The organism is Stenotrophomonas sp. GW821-FHT02D01 (assembly GCF_059421765.1).
On record NZ_JBWKVP010000001.1, the window covers coordinates 404376 to 422858 of the forward strand.

Below are 18483 nucleotides of genomic sequence, written 5' to 3' on the forward strand. Positions count from 1 at the left end.
CTGCCCGCACGCCCTTGGATTGATTATCCCGAGCTGCCAGGCCTGGCCTGGCACTACCGCGTGCGCGTTTCCCGAACTCCTTGAGCTGCCCTGCATTGCGGGGTGGCCTTGCATGCCGTGAACAAATGAAAACAAACCCCAACTCCGCGCGCCTGCGCAGGACCGCGCTGCCTGCGCTGTGTGTGTCCTTGCTGCACACCGTGCCCGCCCTTGCCGACGATGCGGTACTTCCGACAACCCTGGATACCGTCCGCGTGGTCGATACCCGCAGCGGTTCGCTGTCCTCCACCGCCAATACCGGTTCGGCGCTCGGGCTGAGCGTGCTGCAGACGCCGGCCAGCCTCACGGTGATTTCACGCGAGCAGCTGGAACAGCGCGGTGATTCCAATCTCAACGACGCGATCACCCGCGCCGGCGCGATCAGTGCCATCCCCCATCCGGGCAACGGCCTGAGTGCGCTGTCCAGCCGTGGCTTCACCGATGGCGCTTCGGTGATGCGCCTGTACGACGGCCTGCGCCAGTATGGTGGTGTGGGCATCACCTTTCCGTTTGATACCTGGTCTATCGAGCGCATCGAGGTGCTGCGCGGGCCGGCCTCGGTCATCCACGGCGATGGCGCCATCGGCGGCGTGGTCAATATCGTGCCGAAGAAGCCTTCGCGCGGTGCCATCGAGAATGAGGTCGGCGTGACCCTGGGCAGTGAGGACACTGCGCGTCTGGGCTTCGGCAGCGGTGGCGCACTTACGCCCGAGTTGGCCTACCGGCTGGATGTGAGCGGCAACTACAGCAGCGGGTGGGTCGACCGCGGCCGCAACAACGATGCGACGTTCTCCGGCGCCCTGTTGTGGCAGCCAAGGTCGGACATGCAGTTCACGCTGACCCATGCGCAGGGCTACCAGCAGCCGATGCGCTACTTCGGTACGCCGTTGATCGATGGGCGGCAGCTGGATGCGCTGCGCCACGAGAACTACAACGTGGCCGACAGCGTAATCCGTTTCCGCGACCGCTGGACCCAGCTCGATGCGGCCTGGACGCCGAACGGGAACGTGGAGTGGCGCACACGCGTCTACCAGATCGACAGCCAGCGCGACTGGCGCAATGCCGAGGCCTATGTCTACAACGGGCGCACGGGCCTGATCGACCGCTCTGGCAACACCCAGATCACCCACAACCAGGACCAGACCGGACTGACGTCCACGCTGCGCCTGCTGGGCAATGCAGGTGGTCAGCCGAACAGTTTCGCCGTCGGCTTCGATGCCAACCGTGCGCATTTCAAGCACACCAACAACACCTATGCGGGCAGCTCGGGGCCGGTGGATCCTTTCAACCCGGTGCCCGGTGGGTTCAGCAGCGATGCCCCCAACCTGCCGCGCTACCGCAACAGCGCCGAACAGGTCGCGTTGTTCGTGGAAGACCGGCTGGAACTGAGCGAGCGCTGGTCGGTGCTCGCTGGCTTGCGCCACGACCGTGCCACGATCGACCGCAACGACCTGATCAGTGGCGAGCGTGCGTTCTCCAGGACCTACAACAGCACCGGCTGGCGCGCGGGCACGGTCTTCGCGGTGCAGCCTTCGTTGACCCTCTACGCGCAGTACTCGCAGGCGGCCGACCCGGTCAGTGGTCTGCTGATGATCAGCCCGGCCAACGGCGAGTTCGATCTGGCCAAGGGCAAGCAGATCGAGATCGGCATGAAGCAGGCCTTCGACGGAGGCGAGTGGACGCTGGCGGCCTATCGCATCCGCAAGACCGGCCTGCTCAGCCGTGATCCGTTGCAGCCCGACCGTCGCGTGCAGGTGGGGGCACAGACCTCAAAGGGAATCGAAGCTTCGTTGAACTGGAGCTTCGCGCCGCAGTGGTCGCTGGATGCCAACGCGACCGTGCTAAAGGCCGGGTTCGAGGATTTCCTGGAAGCCACCGGCACGCCGGCGGTGATCGTGTCGCGTGATGGCAACGTGCCGCCGAACGTGGCCGAACGTTTGGCCAACGTCTGGTTGAGCTGGCAGTTCCTGCCTGATTGGAGCGTGGCCAGTGGCGTGCGCTACGTGGGCAAGCGATATGCCGACAACGCCAACACGCTGCAGCTTCCGGGTTACGCCACCACCGATCTGGCCCTGACCTGGCAGGCCGCGCCGCGCACACGGCTGACCGCGCGCGTGTTCAACGTGTTCGACAAGGCGTACTACGCCACGGCGTACTACACCAGTACGCAGTGGCTGCTGGGCGCGGACCGGCGCGTCGAGTTCAGCCTCGACCATCGCTTCTGAGGACGCACGCCATGTCGTTGCGATCCACCGCCAGGCGCTGGACCTACCTGACGCATCGCTGGCTGGGCATCGGCGGGTGCCTGCTGATGTTGCTGTGGTTCGTCAGCGGCATGGTGATGCTGTTCGTCGGCTACCCGAAGCTGACGCCAGCGGAGCGGTTGGCCACGCTGCCCGCATTGGCCGACGCGCGCGGTTGGCAGGCACTTTCCGTGCTGCCGGAAGTGGTGCGACAGGCGCCTGAGCGGGTCGTGTTGACGACGCTGCGTGGCGAGCCCGCCTACGTGGTGCGCTCCGGCGCGAACGTGGGCGCGTGGTCGGTTCTTACCGGACAGGCATTGCCGCCGGTATCGGCGCAGTTGGCCGAGGTTTCCGCCGCGCAGTTCGCCGGCGGCCCTGCCTTCGTTGGCGCCATGCCGCTGGACGAAGACCGCTGGACGCATTCGCGCGCGCTGGATCCGCATCGACCGCTGTACCGCGTCGGCGTCGGCGGCGCACAGCCCGGTGATGTCTACGTGTCCTCGCATACCGGCGAAGTCGTGCTGGATGCACCGCGCCTGCAGCAGCGCTGGAACTATGTGGGTGCGTGGTTGCACTGGCTGTACTTCCTGCGCGTGCAGTCGGTGGACCCGGTATGGACCTGGACGGTGATCGTGCTGTCGGCGCTGTGCACGGTGGCCGCAATCAGCGGGATCGTGGTCGGCATCTGGCGCTGGCGGTTTCGCGGGCAGTACCGGTCCGGGTCGAAGACGCCGTACCAGGAGCCGTGGATGCGCTGGCATCACCTGATCGGCTTGATGGCGAGTGCATTCGTGTTCACCTGGATCTTCAGTGGATTGATGTCGATGAACCCGCTTCGGGTGTTCAGCAGCACGGGCGTGGTGATCGACACCGCGCACTATCGAGGTGGCGTGGTGACGGTGGAGGGCGCACTGGCCGAGCCCGGCCGGCTGCTGGCTGCATCGACGGACGTTGGCTTCGTGCCGGTGGAGATCCAGTGGCGACGTATCGGTGGCGAACTGTTCGCCGTGCTGCTGGACGGGCAGGGCGATACCCGCATCGTGTCGGCCGTCGAAGGGCGCCTGCGTGTCGCACGGCTGCTGCCGGAGGCATGGCTGAAGCAGAAGGTGCAGGCGATGTCCGCTGCGCCGATGCAGGGTTTCACGATCCGGCATGCGCCGGATGCGTACTTCTATACGCGCGCGCCGGAGGCCATGAACGGTGCGGCTGTGCGGCGCTTCCCGGTGGCGGTGGCGTGGTTCGGCGATGCCGAGGCCACGCGCGTTTACATCGATCTGGCGACCGGTGATCCGCTGTTGACGATGGGGCATCGCGAGCGGGTCGGGCGCTGGCTGTTCTCTTTCCTGCACAGCTGGGACCTGCCTGCCGCGCTGCGTCAGCAGAACACGCGGCTGGGCGCGCTGCTGTTGCTGAGCGTGGCTGGCACGGCACTGTGTACCACCGCTGCGGTGATCGGTTACCGGCGTCTGCGGATGAAGGTGCGGCGTCGGCGGCCGTAGCACCCTGACGTTGGCCTGGCGCGTATGAGACTATCGGGAGTTCCTGGCCATGAAGGCTGCGGCCCGATGTCGATGGCCAGGGAAGTGCAGGGGCTCAATGCTTGCAAGGGTGCAACGGTAGTCCCTGGATAGGATTTCCACCAACGTAAATGGAGCAAGGATGAATTACGTTTCGATGGGTGTTCTCGCAATTGGAATTGCAGCGGCGTCTTCAAGCGTTCAGGCCAAATCGTTGCCGCGCCTGTACAGCTTTCCAACCACAACGACAGCGTCTGTTTCCAATGCGCTGCCGGCACCGGGGCAGGTGATCCAGTTGTCTGCGCAGGTCGATGGCCAAGCACTCGGGCTGTATCACATTCCAGGCAATGAGCAGATCGGCGGCTTCGTCGAATTCAAGGTCAATGGCCAAGCGGTGGGCAAGGTGCAGGTCAGTACCGTCAACACGCCGTTCCTCGGTACGGTTTCCGACCTGGACAAGGGGTGCTGGGCTGCCATCCGTGACGTCCAGGCCTGTACGCACAAGTACGCCTACGGCCGTCCGGCCAAGGTGGCGATCAACTACACAGTGCCGGCAGGCTTCACTACCGCTTCGATCACGGCGACGTTCAGTGGCGATGGTCAGTTCACGCAAGGGTCGGTGTCGGCGCCGGTCAACCTGCGCAACATTCCCACCTTTGGTGAGATCCGCGGCATGGGCAACAAGTGCCTGGATGCCGAGGGCGCCAACACCGCGCCAGGTACCGCCATCCAGGTGTGGGATTGCACGCCGGGCACCGCACAACAGCTTTGGACGGTGAAGCCCAATACCTCGACCATCACGGGAGTGCCCAGCAATCGCGTGCTCGATATCGTGGGCTATGGCACCAGCAACGGAAGCCGGATCCAGCTCTATGACGCGCATGGTGACTGGAACCAGTCGTGGAATTTCTCCAACACGTCCATCGTCGGTGTGGCCAACAAGGTGCTGGATGCCATTGGTGCGTCCAGCGCCAACGGCACCAAGATCCAGCTGTACAGTAATGCGCTTACCAGCAACCAGAAGTGGGAGTTCAACCCCGCCAACGGCTCGATTGTTGGTGTCGGTGGCAAGTGCCTGGATGTTGAAGGTGCAAATCCTGCAGATGGCACCCGCGTGCAGTTGTGGGATTGCACGGGCGTGCCGCAGCAGCGCTTCGAGCTGGGCGCGGACGGGTCGATCCGTGGGTTGGGCGGGAAGTGCCTGGAAGCAGCGGATGGTGCGAGCCATGATGGAAATCCGATCCGCATGTGGTCGTGCAATGGTGGCGCGCACCAGTCCTGGCGACTGATAGGCGAGATCCGCAACCCGCAGACCAACATGTGCCTGGATGACCCGGGCATGGGCAATACCAACGGCTCGAAGGTGCACATGTGGATGTGCCAGGGCACAGAGAACCAGCGCTGGGAATTCTCCTCCTACTGAGTTTTCGCCTGATGCAGTGTTGTGGAACCGTGCGCCTTCGCGCGCACGGTTCTTTGCAGGGACAGGTCAACGGCCTGCCATGCAGTTCTACATCCGCAGCCAGCGCGTCGACACTGCCACCAGCAACAGCGCCATCGCCACACCGACAAAGGCGGCGATGAGGCCGAAATGATTGGCGGCGAAACCGATCAGCGCCGGGCCAGCAAGAATGCCGGCAAAGCCGAGGGTGGACACGGCGGTGATGGCGATCGCCTGCGGCATCCGGTGCTGGCTGCCAGCCAGCGAGAACAGCGCCGGTGCGATGTTGGCGCAGCCCAGGCCGACCAGCACATGGCCGACCAACGACACCTGCCACGGCGTGACCAGGGTGAGCACCAGCACGCCGGCGCAGGCCAGCAGCGCACCGGCCACGATCGCCTTCTGCCGGCCGATGCGTTCCACCAGGCTGTCGCCGAACAGGCGGGCCACGGTCATGGTCAGGGTGAAGGTCACGTAGCCGATGCCGGCATGGCTGGCATCGACCTGGCGTATGTCGGTGAGGAATACCGCGCTCCAGTCCAGCATCGCGCCCTCGGCCAGGAACGCGATGAAGGCAAGCACGCCGATGAACATGACGATGCCGCGCGGCCAGGCCAGCAGTGGTGCATTGTGTGCGACGCGCTCGCCACGCCAGTGACGCGCCGACAGCAGCGCGACCACACCCATCATCAATATGCCGAGCAGCACGGCCGCGATGGGCGCCATGCGCGCGCTCAGCAACAGGGTCATCGTCGCTGCGCCGAGGAATCCGCCGATGCTGAAGAACGCGTGGAAGCCGGACATCATGACCCGCTGCGCTTCGCGTTCCACCACAACGGCCTGTACGTTCATCGTGCAATCCATCGCGCCTACGCCGGCACCGAAGACGAACAGCACCAGGCCCAGCAACCACGCCGAGTCGGCCAGAGCCAGGCCGGGCACCGATGCGCAGATGATCAGCGTGGTGGCGACCATCACCCGGCGGCAGCCCAGCCGTGCGGCGAACAGGCCCGACAACGGCATGGCCAGCAGCGAGCCCGCGCCCAGGCACAGCAGCACCAGACCCAGCGTGGCGTCGTTGATATCGGTGCGCGTCTTGGCGAAGGGCACCAGCGTGGCCCACAGCGCGGTGGCGAAGCCGGGAATGAAGAATGCAGCGCGGGTCGTGTGCTGTTCGGCACGTGCGCGGTTGGCGAGGGACATGGGCGATGCGGTCAGGGAGGTGTCGGATGTACGGCGATGCCGGCGGCACGGAAACGGGCGGCCAGCGCAGGTGGTGCCGACGTGGTCAGTACCAGGTCGTCGATGTCGTCCAGGCTTGCGATCTGCCAGTTGCCGCGCGCGCCCAGTTTTTCGGTGGTGGCGGCGACGATGATGCGGCTGCTGCAGGCGACCATCGCGCGCTTGAGCGTGGCCTCCTCGGCGTCCATCGCCCACACGCCGGTGTCCACGTCCACGGCGCAGGGGCCGGGCAGATAGACATCCGCGCGCAGGCGCTGCACCTGGGCCAGCGCCTCGGCGCCAACCGCGCCGCCGCCGGCAGCCAGTCGCCCACCGATCAGCTGTACGGTGGTGCCCTCCTGCCACGCTGCGGCGGTGGCGATCTGCGGCGCGTTGGTGATCACCGTCAGCCCCAGCGCGCCCGGCAATTGCTGGGCAATAGCCAAGTTGGTCGAGCCGGCATCGATCAGCAGGACCTGGCCGGGCTGCAGCAGCGTACAGACACGGGCGGCCAGCTCGTCCTTGCCGGTGCGGTCCTGGGTCATCCGTTCGCGCAGTGGCACGGCCTTCGGGGCTGGCAGCACCGCTCCCCCATAGACGCGCTGGCACAGGCCCTGGGCAGCCAGTTCACGCAGATCCCGGCGGATCGAATCTTCGGAAACCGCGTAACGGCGGGCCAGTTCGGCGGCGACCACGCGTCCTTGCTGGCGCAGCTCCTGCAGGATCAACTGGGTACGTTCGGCGGGGAGTGTCGGGTCGGAGGTCATACCTGAAGTGTGCACAATCATGCATCAACGTGCAAGATCGGGTATTGGCGGTGGCGCGTACGGGTGGGATGTACACACTCCGGCTGCAGCGCCGGTGAATCCCACGCGAGCGCGTCCTGCCCATCGCCTTTCCAGCGCGGCATCATGGCAAGGCACCCGGCACGGAACCCTGCATGTCCTCCACTGTTCACCACAAGCTGCGCATCGGCGCCGATCAGTTCACCGGCCAGAAGGTGGTCGACCAGCAGTTCCTCGAATGCGATTTCTCCGGCGCTGACCTCACCGCCACCGAGTTCGTGAACTGCGGTTTCTACGATGCCGACACGCGCACCGGGTGCCGTTTCAGTGGTGCCACGTTGAAGGAAGCCAGCTTCCGCCAGTGCGACATCAGCATGTGCAACTTCAACTTCATCAAGGCGCTGGGGCTGGAAATCAGCGAGTGCCGCGCACAGGGGGCCGATTTCAGCCACGCCAGTTTCATGAACCAGATCACCACGCGCAGCTGGTTCTGCAGTGCCTTCATCAAGAAGAGCAACCTGCGCTATGCCAACTTCTCGCGGGTGACGCTGGAGAAGTGCGAGCTGTGGGAGAACCGCTGGGACGGTGCCAACGTGAGCGGCGCCAGTTTTGCAGGGTCGGACCTGTCCGGCGGCCAGTTCGATGGCGTCGACTGGAATTCCGCCAACTTCACCGATTGCGACCTGACCAACTCCGAACTGGGCGAACTGGACCTGCGCAGCACCAACCTGCGTGGCGCCACGCTCGATGTGCAGCAGGTCGCGCTGCTGATGCAGCGGATCGGCATCACCGTGGTGCCATGAGCGTGCGTCGCGGCGCTATACCGGTGTGGCCGGCGCATGTGCCACCCAGCCCTTGAAGCTGAAGCCGGCGTAGAACAGTTCCACGTTCTCGAAGCCGGCCTCCTGCAGCAGCGCCACTTCCTGTTCGGGTGAGAGCAGCGGCAGGCGCTCGGCGATCGCCTCGATCGCGCGCTGTGTATCGGCACGTGGAATGCCGGAAGCCTCGGCGAACGCGGCGTAGCGCTGCAGCCAGCGATGCTTGCCGTCTGCGTCCTGCGGCACGCTGTGGTGGGCCACCACCAGCGGAGAACCCGGCCGCAGCCGTTGCCGCAGTTCGCGCAGGGTGTGCAGGCGCTGTTCAACGGTGAGGAAGTGCAGGGTCAGCAGGCAGGTGGCGCCGTCGAAGACGGTGCGCGGGGCATCGTCGATGTAGCCTTCCAGCAGCGTCACCTGGGCCATCAACGGCCCCAGGGTCTGTTCGGCCAGCGCGAGCATTGGCGCGGCAGGATCGACGCCGAGCATCCGCCATTGCGGGTGCGCTTCTGCGAAGGCCTTGAGTTCCAGACCGCCGCCTGCGCCGAGCACCAGCACCTGGCCATCATCGGGTACGTGTTCGGCCAGCAGCAGGTGGCTCATCTGCTGAAGTCCGAGGAAACCGGGTACCTGCCGCAGCGGGCCCTCCGCGTAGCGGGCCACGGCGTGGGGATCGGAGAAGGACATCGGAAGGATTCCTGCGGCAATGGCGAACATCCACTTTACCGTGCTCGGCAAGTGTCGATTGCACAGTGGCCCGCCTTTGCTTAAGGTCTGCGCCTGCATGCATTGAAGAGATCGGGAATGGACCCTCGCAGCCCCGCGATGCCATCGACGGAAGCCTTCGAACTGGCGCTGACAATGCTGGGACGGGAGGGCGTGGATGAGGAGCAGGCCGAGCGGGCGCTGCTCGCGCTCGGCAGCGAACACTGGCAGATGCGCCGCCTGCTGGTGTGGTTGCCTGAAGCCTTCGCCATGGCCCTGATCGGTCATATGGAACTGGGTGTGCAACTGCCCGGTACCTTCACCGCCTCCGACGCACAGGGCGACCTGCATGAACTGCCGCTCGACCGTGAGCCTGTATTCGCTGCCGGTCTCCAGCGCGCCCTCGTCATGTACCACGAAGGGCCACGCGCCGCGTTCCGGGCGATCTGCCAGCGCAGTTCGTCGCTCAACGCGATCGACAACGCTTTGAATACCGGCGCCGATCTGCAGGGCGCCGCGCTTTCGGGTCCGGAGCTTCTGGACATCCCGGCAGAGACCTACCTCGCCCATTGAGCCCGGGCTTTCCAGAGCGAGGGTTTCATCCCGTCTGCTTCCAGGCGATACAGGCCGGTCAATCGCCAGTCATCGTGTACGCGTCTGCAACGCCTTCCCAAGCACCTGCCAGATCTTCGGGTCCTGGCACTGCGACACATTGAAGCGCACGTAGTCGGCAGCCCGCTGCGACTGGCTGAAGGCATTGCCCGGCGCCACCACCACGCCTTCGCGCAGGCACTGCCGCGCCACCGCCGATGCATCACGACCATCGGGCAGCTGGCACCACAGGAACAGCCCTGCTTCGGGTTGCAGCCACGGCGTGATGCCCAGTTTCTGCACCTGCCGCAGCGTGTGCTTGCGCGCATCGGCCAGGCGCGTGCGCACCGCCTGCATGTGGCGGCGGTAGCCACTGTCGGTCAGTGCGATCTGCATGAGGTGCGCGGCCAGGTGCCCACCGCCGAAGCTGGTGGCCAGCTTCAGATCGGTCAGTGCTTCGATCCAGTCCGGGCGCGCGGCAATGTAGCCGCAGCGCGATGCCGCGGAAATGGTCTTGGAGAAACTGCCGACATGGATCACCCGCGACAATCCATCCAGCGCCGCCAGCCGCGGCGCCGGGCGCAGCTCGAAGTCGGCGAAGATGTCATCTTCGATGATGATCAGTTCGCTGTGTTCGGCCAGGCCCAGCAGGCGGTGTGCCGTGGTCGCCGACAGCACCGCGCCGGTCGGGTTGTGCAGCCCGGCGTTGGTGATGTACAGGCGTGGCACGTGTTCCTGCATCGCGCTGGCAAACACCTGCAGGTCCGGCCCGGTGTGCGTGTACGGTATGCCGATGGCCTGCACCTGATGGGCCTTCAACATCGCGTGGTAGTTGAAATAGCTCGGGTCGTCGACCAGCACGCAGTCACCGGGCTTCAGCAGGAAGCGGCAGATCAGGTCGACCGCGTGCGTCCCCGATTCGGCCAGCAGCAACTGCTCCATCGACGCGTCGATGCCCAGCGTGGCCGCGCGTCGCTGCAGCGTCTGCCGCAATGCCGGCAGGCCCAGCGGTCCTGCATAGTCCACCAGCTGCGCGGAGTCGGCGCGGGCCATGCGGCGCAGGCCGCGGCGCAGGCCATCGTGGTACAGCCAGTCGCTGGGCATCCAGCCGCAGCCAGGCTTGAGGTGTCCCGGCGGGGTTTCCAGCGATTGCCGTGATACCCACAGCGGGTCCACCGCGCGATCCAGCCGCGGTTCCATTTCGGCCAGCGCCAGTGGTGCCGCCGGGCCAGCCACGTAGAAGCCGGAGCCGGCGCGCGCGGCGATCACGCCTTCAGCGGCCAAACGTTCGTAGGCCTCGACCACGGTGGACACGGAAACGCCCATCGCCGTGGCCTGCGCGCGCACCGAGGGCAGGCGGCTGCCCGGGCCATCCAGGCGCGAACTGATGCGGGAGCGGACGGCGTGGATGACGCTGTCGATGCGGCTGGGCGGTCGGGACATGCGCGTGACTGTAAGGGGATTGTGGGCAGTACAGTTACTTGTGACTGTACTGGATTGTAGCTGTGTATCGCCCGTGCCCGGTGGCCCAATGACGGGCACGGCCGGCCATTGCCCGGCATTTCTGGAGCAGGGTGTGGAACGGTCGGCAAGCGGGTGGATCAATGGCTTCATCGGTGTGGTGATCTTTGCCGGCTCGTTGCCGGCCACCCGTCTGGCAGTGATGGAGCTGGACGCCAGCTTCGTCACCGCCGCGCGCGCCAGCATCGCCGCGTTGCTGGGGCTGGTGCTGCTGCTGGCATTGCGCCAGCCGCGCCCGGTCAGAAGCGATCTGCCCGGTCTGGTGCTGGTCAGCCTGGGCGTGGTGGTGGGCTTCCCGTTGCTGACCGCGCTTGCCCTGCGCCACGCCTCCTCGGCACACACCATCGTGTTCCTGGGGCTGTTGCCGCTGAGCACGGCGGTATTCGGCGTCCTGCGCGGCGGCGACCGGCCGCGCCCGGCGTTCTGGGTGTTCTCGCTGCTGGGCAGCGCCTGTGTGGTCGGCTACGCCGCGCGCAACGGCATCGAAGCCTCACTGCAGGCCGACCTGCTGATGCTGGCAGCGATCGTGGTGTGCGGACTCGGCTATGCCGAGGGCGGCCGCTTGGCCCGGCATCTGGGTGGCTGGCAGGTGATCAGTTGGGCACTGCTGCTGGCATTGCCGGTGATGCTGCCGCTGATGGTGGCGATGCGCCCGTCCTCGTTCACGGCGGTTGCCGCGTCGGCCTGGTGGGCGCTGGGGTACGTGGCGGTGTTCAGCATGCTGGTCGGTTTCCTGTTCTGGTATCGCGGCCTGGCCCAGGGCGGTATCGCGGCGGTCGGCCAGCTGCAGCTGCTGCAGCCGTTCTTCGGCCTGGCGCTGGCGGCGCTGCTGCTGCACGAGACCGTCAGCGCCGGCATGCTGCTGGTGACCGTGGCGGCGGTGATCTGCGTGGCCGGTGCCCGCCGCTTCAGCCGATGACGCGCGATAGCGTGGGCGTATCGTGGCGTGCCGCCAACAGTATTGGCCGGGGCCGGCGCGCTTGGTTGAAGCTGTGCCGATGAAACCCAATTCCAGTATCTCGTTCGAAGGCCAGGTGGGCCTGGTAACCGGTGCCGCCGGTGGCCTCGGCCTGGCCTACAGCCGCCTGCTGGCCCAGCGTGGCGCGCACGTGGTGATGCATGACGTGGGCGCCGCAACGGACGGCACGGGAACCGATCCGCAGCGCATCGCCCAGGCGGTGGCAGCACTGCATGCCCAGGGCCTGCCGGTCGAAGCCGCCAGCGGCCCCATCAACCAGCGCAGCGGTTGCCACGCGCTCGTGCAGGACATCCTGCGGCGGCATGGTCGCCTGGACTTCATCATCCACAACGCCGGCTGGGTGGCCTACGCCGGTATCGAAGTGGTGGAAGACGATGCGCTGGAGCACATGCTGTGCCTGGCGGCGAAGACACCGCTGTGGCTGGCACAGGCGGCATGGCCTGCGATGCGTGCTGCCGGCGGCGGCCGCATCGTGCTGACCACCTCCGATCGCGCGCTGTACCCGCAGTATGCGCAGCGCGGCCTGTGCGGCTATGCAATGGCCAAGCTGGCTGCGCAGGGGCTGGTCAATGTGCTGGCCCTGGAAGGCGCCGAGCACGGCATCGTCGTCAACGCGGTGTCGCCGGTGGCCAAGACCCGCATGTGGGGCATCGACGGGGAACCGGATGAACTGCATCCAGAGGCAGTGGCACCCGGGGTCGCCTTCCTTGCCTCCACGCGCTGCCGGCAGGGTGGCTGGACCCTGCGGGCCAGCAACGGCCAGTTCCATGCATTGCGATTGCAGGAAGCCGAACACGTGGCCTATCCGCGCGACCTGCGTGCGGTCGCAGCGGACAGCATCGAATCGGTGGCCCTGCAGTGGCCGGTCATTGCACGGCCGAGTGTCGACGCGCGCGGTTGAACGCGTACCCTAGGCAGGTCTCCACCTGCCTGCGATGAAATGATCGATCTGCGCCTGCTCCGCCAGTTCGTGGCGGTGGCCGAAGAACTGCACTTCCATCGCGCTGCTGCACGCCTGCACATGTCGCAGCCGCCATTGACGGCGGCGATGCGGCGCCTGGAAGACGAGGTGGGTACCGGGCTGATCGTACGCGGTAACCGCACGCTGGGCCTGACCGCGGCGGGGCAGACGCTGCTGGTGGAGGCGCGTGCAACCCTGCAGCATGCCGAACAGGCGCTGCAGCGCACGCGGGAAGCGGCGGCAGGGCAGACCGGCAGCCTGCGCGTAGGCTATGTCGGCAGCGCACTCTATGGGCGCCTGCCGGCGCTGATCCGCCAGTTCCGTCATGCGTTTGCGCAGGTGCAGCTGCATCTGCACGAAGCCACCTCGCGGCAGCAGCAACAGTGGCTGCGCGAAGGGCGCATCGACCTGGGCATCCTGATTCCGCCGATCATTTCCGCAGAGCTGCATCTGCAGGCGTTCGACCATGATCGACTGGCCATTGCCCTGCCGCGCGCGCATCGGCTGGCCGCACGGCAACGGCTGGATGTCCCAGCCCTGGTGGACGAGCCGTTCGTTTCATGGCCATCGGCCGAAGGCATCGGCTTCCACGCGCAGGTGCTGGGCCTGTGTACTGCTGCCGGCTTCACGCCGCGGGTCGTGCAGGAAGCACAGGGCATGCACGCAGTGCTGTCGCTGGTGGCCGTGGAAGCGGGCGTGGCGATCGTGCCGGCAAGCATGGCCGGGTTCCGTCCCGAGGAAATCGTCTATCGGCCCTTGGACGGCGGCAATGCTGCGTTCGAACTGCAGTTCTGCATGCGCCCGGAATCACCCACGCCGGTGCTGCAGAATTTCCTGGCGATGGCAGCACAACCGGTAGTGTCGTGATTGCCGGCAGAGCATCCGTACTGCATGCGTGGGTGCGGCGGTGATCCGCGTCGTGCATGCCTCCGGAATGTGATTCGGCCTGCAGTTCTGTCTTCGGGAATCATGCCTGCGGCAAGCCTGATGCACCGGTGCGGGCAATCCCTACATACCGCCTCGGCTACGACGACCAGCATGTCCCCGTCGGCCATCATCGGCCGGCTGGGATTGGCGTCCCACAATCAACTCTGGCGCGTGATCGGCAGGCGCACGGATGGCGCCTGCGGATCTCGTGCCCCGCTGTCCGTGGTGGGCGATGTGTGGGGATCACAATGATCCGCCGGTCAGTCCCAGAGTTGTCCGGTACGCCAACCCGCATCGCCCGCCGCCAGTTCGTGGTCAGCCACGAATGCGCTGATTGCGCTTGCCTCGGGGGTGGCAATGCGCGTCGTGCGCGGGAGCGGCGGCGGGCGGTGCATCTGCGCACCTGCGTAACGTGTGGCCAGCACGCCAGCAATGGGGTGCTGGCTGTGCTGCTGCGGCGGTCGCCGGCCGTTGCCGTGCTCAGAACCGATAGCTGATGGTGCCGGTGACCACGCGCGGGTAGCCGGCGAAACAATCGCCGAAGGTGCGGCACGGCGCGTAGTAACGCTTGTCGGTGAGGTTGGTGATGTTCAAGGCCCAGGTCCAGTTGGTCACCTGCACTTCCACCAGCGCATCGGCCAGGGTGTAGCTGGGGGTGATGACGCGGCCGCCATTGCCCAGCGACACCGTGTTGCCGACATGGCGAACACCCAGGCCGAGTTTCATCCGTGCGTCGTCGTCCAGCTGGAAGCCCTTGGACACCCAGGCCGAGGCCAGGTCCTGCGGGGTGTCGTTCAGGCGTTCGCCCACTTCCAGTGCGAAGTTGCTGCGGCTGACCTCGGCTTCGTTGCGCGCGTAAGCCGCAGTGACCGTAAGGTCATTGGCGAACTGGAACTGGCCCTCCAGCTCCACGCCCTTGGAACGGATCTGGCCGGTCTGGACCACGTTCAGCACGTTGTCCGGATCGTTGGTCTGCCGGTTGGTCTCGGTGATGCGGTAGGCGGCCAGGGTCAACAGCATGTTGCGGGCCGGCTGCCACTTGATGCCACCTTCGGCCTGGCGTCCGCGCATCGGCTTGAATGCATTGCCGAACAGATCCTGGCCGGACACCGGCAGGAACGATTCGCTGTAGCTCAGGTACGGCGATACGCCGCCGCCGACGTCGCCGATCAGGCCGGCGCGGTAGGTGGTGGCATTGTCGGTCTGGCTGGGCTGGCCTTCGGTCTTCGAACGAGCATGGTCGCGACGCGCACCCAGCACCAGCGACACGCGATCAGCCCAGCGGATCTGGTCCTGCACATACACGCCCAGCTGGGAAGACTCCTGGTCCGGCTGGCGCTCCCAGCCACGAACGGTCGGGGCGATCGATACCGGCGCGTAGACATCGATGGGGGTGCCGGTGGCATCCAGCCGCTGCAGCTGCTCCTTGTACTGGCTGTAGTCCACGCCGGCCAGCAGCAGGTGCTGGAAGGCGCCCGTGGCGAAGTCGAACTGCACAGCGTTGTCGGCGCTGATCACCTGGATGTCGGGCTGCGTGCCGTAGGCGGTGCGGTTGACCACGCGCCGGTCGGCATCGATGAAGGGGTTTTCCGGGTTGCTGTAGCTGTCCACATACAACTGCTGCAGGGTGGTCTTGCCGTCGATGTAGCGCACCGCCGAGCGCAGGCTGACCGCATCGTTGAAGCGATGATCGTACAGGGCGGTCAGGCTGTACACGCGCGAATCGATGCGGTCGAAACCGGCATCGCCGATGAAGGTGGTCGGATCCAGACGGCGACCTGGCGCTGCGTGCAGGGTCGCGGCCAGCGGCAGGAACTGTTGGCTGGAGCCAGTCCTGTCGTGCTGGTAGCTGGCCAGCAGGGTCAACGTACTGCGTTCGCCGCGCCAGCTGATCGAGGGTGCCAGATACACGCGGTCGTCCTTGAGGACATCGGTCTGCATGTTCGATTCGCGGACCAGACCGACGAAACGCCCGGCAACCGTGCCGTCGTCATTCAGCGCACCACCGATGTCGCCCTGCAGCTGCCGACGATCGAAGCTGCCCAACTGCAGGCCGACTTCACCGCTGGCGGCGCCGAAGCTCGGGCGCTTGCTCATGGCGTTGATGATGCCGCCGGTGGCGCCCGCTCCGTACAGCACCGATGACGGGCCGCGCAGCACTTCCACCCGTTCCAGGCCGTATACCTCCGGGCGTGCCAACGGGCTGAAGCCGTAGCTGCGGCGCAGGCCATCCTGGTACTGCACCGGGTCCAGGCCACGTACCGAACTGGCGTCATTGCGGGTGTCCAGGCCCCAGGCGTCGGCGGTGACACCGGCGCTGTAGCGCAGCACTTCCTGCAGGTTGTGTGCGCCGCGATCGGTGAACAGCTGCTGGGTGACCACGCTGATCGCCTGCGGCGTCTCGGTCAGGGCGGTGTCGGTCTTGGTCGCGGTGCTGGCGCGCTCGGCCACCACGGTCACCTTGTCCAGGGTCCGGGCCGCAGTGCCGTCCTGGGCCTGGGCGATGGCCGACGCCAGCAGGGTGGGCAGGAACAGCGTGTACAGCAGCGGGCGGCGCGACGGCAGGGCGGGCATCGTGGGGAATCCGGGAAGGGCGGTGACGGCGGATTATCCGGATGCCCGCCCCCAAATACAAATGATTCCCAAATGCACTTACCGGTGATGAGCTCGCTTCAGGGCAGGCCGTCTGCGGCGCCCCGGATGCTCATCCAAGCGCCGCCGCCGGGCGCGCTGCCGGCGCGGACACGGAAGCCGTGCAGCCCGGCAATGGCGGCCACGATCGACAGCCCCAGGCCAAAGCCGGGCCCTTGCCCGGCACTGCTGCTGCCGCGGAAGAAGCGCTGGTAGATCAAGGTGCGGTCCTGCGGCGGGATGCCCGGCCCGTTGTCGATCACATCGATCCGGGGCGCGCCCTGGTCGTCCACCGCGCGCAGCAGGATGCGCCCGTGCGCAGGCGTGAACTGCAGGGCGTTGGACAGCAGGTTGGCCACCGCTTCGAACAGCAGTTCGCGGTCGCCGCGCAGCATGCCGATCTGCGGCGCCACCTGCAGTTGCAGATCCTGTTGTTTCTCTTCGGCCAATGGCAGGTAGAACTGGTGCAGCTCCTGCAGCAGGTCGGCGATGTCGACCTCGTCGAAGGCCGAACGGCGCTGGTGGCTTTCCAGCTCGGACACGCGCAGCAGGGCGGCGAAGCGCGCCATCAGCATGTCGGTCTCCGCCAGCGCCTTGTCCAGCGGGTCCGCATGCGGGTCGTGCTCGTCCAGGCCCACGCGCATGCGGTAGAGGTGTGCACGCAGGCGCGTGAGCGGTGTGCGCAGGTCATGCGCGATGCTGTCGCACACGCCTTTGACCTCGGTCATCAGCTGTTCGATGCGTTCCAGCATGGCATTGACGATGCTCGACAGCCGATCGATCTCATCGCGTCGGTTGGATACAGGCAGGCGTTGTCCGAGGTCGCCGGCAATGATGCGGTTGGTGGCCGCTTCGATCTGCTGGATCCGCTTCAATGGGCGCCGGCGCAGCAGATGCCAGCCCACCAGCCCGGGGATGACGGTCAGTGACACGCCCCACAGCAATGCATCGAGGATGATGCTGTTGACCGCCATCAGCTTGCCGTTCTGGCGCACGAACACCAGTGTCCGGCCATCCCGGGTCACCACGCCGAGCGCGCTGCCACCGCTCTCGTGGCGGCCATCGACCAGCGTCCAACCCGCTACCTGATGCGAGTTGCCATCCAGCGGCAGTCCTTCGGGGATGGCCGTCAGCGGGCCCGCCATCGCCACGCCGGCCTTGTCGAACAGCCCGTACGTATACACCTGGTGCAGGTCGAAGCGCTGGCTGTCGCGCAGCGCGTCATCCAGCGCCGGGCCGTCGAAACTCATGAACAGATGGGCGCGCTGCTGCAGGCCCGATTCGGTCAGGTCGTTCAGGTAGTCCGAGATGCGCCAGTACATCACGCCCAGCAGCAGGCTGGACCAGGCCACGAACAGGATGCAGTACAGGCCCAGCAGGCGGCTGCTGGATGAGCGCCAATGGTCAGGATTGCGCGTCGAAGACATAACCGGTTCCACGTACGGTCAGGATCGGCTGCGGCCGGCCGGGTTGTTCGATGCGTTTGCGCACCCGGCCGATATGCACGTCGATCAGGTTGGTGCCCGGATCGAAGTGGTAGCCCCAGACTTCCTGGAACAACATGGTGCGGGTGACCACCTGGCCGGCATTGCGGACCAGGAATTCCAGCAGCTTGAACTCGGTCGGCAGCAGGTTGATCTCCTGGCCGCCACGGCGCACCGAGCGGCTCATCAGGTCCAGTTCCAGGTCGCCGGCGCGCAGCACCTTGTCGCTGGCAGCGGCCTGGCCCTGGCGCCGGATCAGCACTTCCACGCGCGCGGCCATTTCATCGGAGGCGAACGGCTTGGTCAGGTAGTCGTCGCCACCTGCACGCAGGCCACGCACGCGTTCATCCACGTCCGACAGCGCACTGATCATCAACACCGGCGTGGCGATGCCTTCATGGCGCAGCGTGGTGACCAGGGCCAGCCCGTCAATGCCGGGCAGCATGCGGTCCAGGGTGATCACTGCGTAGTCGCCTGAACGTGCCAGCGCCAGGCCACTGCTGCCGTCGCTGGCCAGATCCACCTCGAAGCCGTGGCTGCGCAGCTCGGTGGCGATTTCCTCCGCGGTGACAAGGTCGTCCTCGATGGTGAGTACGCGCGGCATGGGCCACTTTGCAGATTGG

At 66.3% G+C, this 18483-nt stretch carries 15 protein-coding genes; 8 read left to right on the forward strand and 7 right to left on the reverse strand.

The window, feature by feature from the left end; all coding sequences use genetic code 11:
- Window positions 1–125 precede the first annotated feature (125 nt).
- The 3 genes from AC07UW_RS01890 to AC07UW_RS01900 all read left to right on the forward strand — a co-directional run bounded on the left by AC07UW_RS01890 (window position 126) and on the right by AC07UW_RS01900 (window position 5222).
- Window positions 126–2264, forward strand: a complete 2139-nt coding sequence (locus AC07UW_RS01890; protein WP_495211288.1) for a TonB-dependent receptor — start codon at window positions 126–128, stop codon at window positions 2262–2264.
- 11 nt (window positions 2265–2275) lie between these two features.
- A complete protein-coding gene (locus AC07UW_RS01895) occupies window positions 2276–3781 on the forward strand; it encodes a PepSY domain-containing protein (protein WP_495211289.1) in 1506 nt (501 codons plus the stop codon).
- A 304-nt stretch (window positions 3782–4085) separates the two neighbouring features.
- A complete protein-coding gene (locus AC07UW_RS01900; RefSeq protein ID WP_495211290.1) occupies window positions 4086–5222 on the forward strand; it encodes an RICIN domain-containing protein in 1137 nt (378 codons plus the stop codon).
- A gap of 87 nt (window positions 5223–5309) precedes the next feature.
- Here AC07UW_RS01900 and AC07UW_RS01905 read toward each other — a convergent pair whose 3' ends face one another.
- Both AC07UW_RS01905 and AC07UW_RS01910 read right to left on the reverse strand, forming a co-directional pair.
- Window positions 5310–6443, reverse strand: a complete 1134-nt coding sequence (locus AC07UW_RS01905) for an MFS transporter (RefSeq protein WP_495211291.1) — start codon at window positions 6441–6443, stop codon at window positions 5310–5312.
- Window positions 6444–6454: 11 nt separating this feature from the next.
- Entirely contained in the window at window positions 6455–7228 is a 774-nt protein-coding gene (locus AC07UW_RS01910; protein ID WP_223494391.1) for a DeoR/GlpR family DNA-binding transcription regulator, read from the reverse strand.
- 173 nt (window positions 7229–7401) lie between these two features.
- On the opposite strand from AC07UW_RS01910, the gene smqnr reads away from it, so the two are divergent.
- On the forward strand, window positions 7402–8049 hold the full coding sequence (gene smqnr / locus AC07UW_RS01915; RefSeq protein WP_495211292.1) for a SmQnr family pentapeptide repeat protein: 648 nt from the start codon (window positions 7402–7404) through the stop codon (window positions 8047–8049).
- 15 nt (window positions 8050–8064) lie between these two features.
- Here smqnr and AC07UW_RS01920 read toward each other — a convergent pair whose 3' ends face one another.
- Entirely contained in the window at window positions 8065–8748 is a 684-nt protein-coding gene (locus AC07UW_RS01920) for a class I SAM-dependent methyltransferase (protein ID WP_495211293.1), read from the reverse strand.
- A 117-nt stretch (window positions 8749–8865) separates the two neighbouring features.
- Here AC07UW_RS01920 and AC07UW_RS01925 point away from each other — a divergent pair, with 117 nt between their 5' ends.
- Window positions 8866–9339 carry a hypothetical protein gene (locus AC07UW_RS01925; protein ID WP_223494394.1) on the forward strand — a complete coding sequence of 158 codons (474 nt, stop codon included), beginning with the start codon at window positions 8866–8868 and terminating at the stop codon, window positions 9337–9339.
- A 69-nt stretch (window positions 9340–9408) separates the two neighbouring features.
- Here AC07UW_RS01925 and AC07UW_RS01930 read toward each other — a convergent pair whose 3' ends face one another.
- On the reverse strand, window positions 9409–10800 hold the full coding sequence (locus tag AC07UW_RS01930) for an aminotransferase-like domain-containing protein (RefSeq protein ID WP_495211294.1): 1392 nt from the start codon (window positions 10798–10800) through the stop codon (window positions 9409–9411).
- 133 nt (window positions 10801–10933) lie between these two features.
- Between AC07UW_RS01930 and AC07UW_RS01935 the strand changes: the two genes are divergently transcribed.
- The 3 genes from AC07UW_RS01935 to AC07UW_RS01945 all read left to right on the forward strand — a co-directional run bounded on the left by AC07UW_RS01935 (window position 10934) and on the right by AC07UW_RS01945 (window position 13685).
- Entirely contained in the window at window positions 10934–11797 is an 864-nt protein-coding gene (locus AC07UW_RS01935) for a DMT family transporter (protein WP_025874055.1), read from the forward strand.
- Between the two features lie 79 nt (window positions 11798–11876).
- On the forward strand, window positions 11877–12758 hold the full coding sequence (locus AC07UW_RS01940) for an SDR family NAD(P)-dependent oxidoreductase (protein WP_495211295.1): 882 nt from the start codon (window positions 11877–11879) through the stop codon (window positions 12756–12758).
- 39 nt (window positions 12759–12797) lie between these two features.
- Complete coding sequence (locus AC07UW_RS01945) at window positions 12798–13685, forward strand: LysR family transcriptional regulator (RefSeq protein WP_223494397.1); 888 nt, start codon at window positions 12798–12800, stop codon at window positions 13683–13685.
- 540 nt (window positions 13686–14225) lie between these two features.
- On the opposite strand, the gene AC07UW_RS01950 is transcribed toward AC07UW_RS01945, so the two are convergent.
- From AC07UW_RS01950 to AC07UW_RS01960, 3 genes are all read right to left on the reverse strand, one after another.
- Window positions 14226–16319 (reverse strand): TonB-dependent siderophore receptor, encoded by a 2094-nt coding sequence (locus tag AC07UW_RS01950; protein ID WP_495211296.1) that lies wholly within the window; start codon window positions 16317–16319, stop codon window positions 14226–14228.
- Between the two features lie 98 nt (window positions 16320–16417).
- Window positions 16418–17803 carry a sensor histidine kinase gene (locus AC07UW_RS01955; RefSeq protein ID WP_495211297.1) on the reverse strand — a complete coding sequence of 462 codons (1386 nt, stop codon included), beginning with the start codon at window positions 17801–17803 and terminating at the stop codon, window positions 16418–16420.
- Window positions 17781–18464 carry a response regulator transcription factor gene (locus tag AC07UW_RS01960; RefSeq protein ID WP_025874050.1) on the reverse strand — a complete coding sequence of 228 codons (684 nt, stop codon included), beginning with the start codon at window positions 18462–18464 and terminating at the stop codon, window positions 17781–17783. The genes AC07UW_RS01955 and AC07UW_RS01960 overlap by 23 nt, the downstream gene beginning before the upstream one ends.
- Between the last annotated feature and the right edge of the window lie 19 nt (window positions 18465–18483).

What these genes read in the sequence shown, in the direction of transcription:
- AC07UW_RS01890 (WP_495211288.1), top strand. Translation starts at nt 126, where the DNA reads ATGAAAACAAACCCCAACTCCGCGCGCCTGCGCAGGACCGCGCTGCCT.
- AC07UW_RS01895 (WP_495211289.1), top strand. Translation starts at nt 2,276, where the DNA reads ATGTCGTTGCGATCCACCGCCAGGCGCTGGACCTACCTGACGCATCGC.
- AC07UW_RS01905 (WP_495211291.1), bottom strand. Translation starts at nt 6,443, where the DNA reads ATGTCCCTCGCCAACCGCGCACGTGCCGAACAGCACACGACCCGCGCT.
- AC07UW_RS01910 (WP_223494391.1), bottom strand. Translation starts at nt 7,228, where the DNA reads ATGACCTCCGACCCGACACTCCCCGCCGAACGTACCCAGTTGATCCTG.
- smqnr (WP_495211292.1), top strand. Translation starts at nt 7,402, where the DNA reads ATGTCCTCCACTGTTCACCACAAGCTGCGCATCGGCGCCGATCAGTTC.
- AC07UW_RS01920 (WP_495211293.1), bottom strand. Translation starts at nt 8,748, where the DNA reads ATGTCCTTCTCCGATCCCCACGCCGTGGCCCGCTACGCGGAGGGCCCG.
- AC07UW_RS01925 (WP_223494394.1), top strand. Translation starts at nt 8,866, where the DNA reads ATGGACCCTCGCAGCCCCGCGATGCCATCGACGGAAGCCTTCGAACTG.
- AC07UW_RS01930 (WP_495211294.1), bottom strand. Translation starts at nt 10,800, where the DNA reads ATGTCCCGACCGCCCAGCCGCATCGACAGCGTCATCCACGCCGTCCGC.
- AC07UW_RS01940 (WP_495211295.1), top strand. Translation starts at nt 11,877, where the DNA reads ATGAAACCCAATTCCAGTATCTCGTTCGAAGGCCAGGTGGGCCTGGTA.
- AC07UW_RS01945 (WP_223494397.1), top strand. Translation starts at nt 12,798, where the DNA reads ATGATCGATCTGCGCCTGCTCCGCCAGTTCGTGGCGGTGGCCGAAGAA.
- AC07UW_RS01950 (WP_495211296.1), bottom strand. Translation starts at nt 16,319, where the DNA reads ATGCCCGCCCTGCCGTCGCGCCGCCCGCTGCTGTACACGCTGTTCCTG.
- AC07UW_RS01955 (WP_495211297.1), bottom strand. Translation starts at nt 17,803, where the DNA reads ATGTCTTCGACGCGCAATCCTGACCATTGGCGCTCATCCAGCAGCCGC.
- AC07UW_RS01960 (WP_025874050.1), bottom strand. Translation starts at nt 18,464, where the DNA reads ATGCCGCGCGTACTCACCATCGAGGACGACCTTGTCACCGCGGAGGAA.